General features: G+C 50.7%; 2 rRNA genes. Both read right to left on the bottom strand.

Annotated elements, in window-relative coordinates:
• Nucleotides 1-73 (bottom strand): 23S ribosomal RNA (locus H1S01_RS20615); the annotation flags it as partial.
• A gap of 395 nt (nt 74-468) precedes the next feature.
• Nucleotides 469-668 (bottom strand): 16S ribosomal RNA (locus H1S01_RS20610); the annotation flags it as partial.

Raw genomic sequence — 668 nt, 5'->3', positions numbered from 1 at the left:
TTTCGCAGTTATCCGCGCCCTTCTTCGCCTCTCAGCGCCTAGGCATCCACCGTATGCCCTTACTAACTTGACCTTATTTTCAAGGATGATCACTTCGTGCTGTTTCGGCCAATCTGACATTCACTTGCCTTCGCAAGCAAAGAGCCAAACTACCAAAAACAACTACGCTGTAATTATCATTGCTTTGCGCTTTACATTTACCTCTGTGCAGTTTTCAAGGAACAACCTGAGGTTCATCCGGTTCATCACCGGAATTAAGAGTTTACTACACTCAGTTGAGCAATTCAACTGGTAAGTTCCTCCAGTCCCTCAAAATCAAACAGTTGTATATCATTACGTGCGTACCTCTCCGTCAGGACCTCACCTGCTTGGCAGATGGTCTCCGTCCGGTTCGACCTCGACATCTCACTGCATAGAGGTACCATTCCTTTACAGGGGCGCACCCTCTACCGTGACAAGTCTCCATAGAAAGGAGGTGATCCAGCCGCACCTTCCGATACGGCTACCTTGTTACGACTTCACCCCAATCATCGACCCCACCTTCGGCGGCTGGCTCCATAAAGGTTACCTCACCGACTTCGGGTGTTGCCGACTTTCGTGGTGTGACGGGCGGTGTGTACAAGGCCCGGGAACGTATTCACCGCGGTATGCTGACCCGCGATTACTAG

Origin of the sequence: Heliobacterium chlorum (assembly GCF_014502795.1) — a bacterium.
GTDB lineage: Bacteria > Bacillota > Desulfitobacteriia > Heliobacteriales > Heliobacteriaceae > Heliobacterium > Heliobacterium chlorum.
This window is presented reverse-complemented; position numbering and strand designations above follow the sequence as displayed.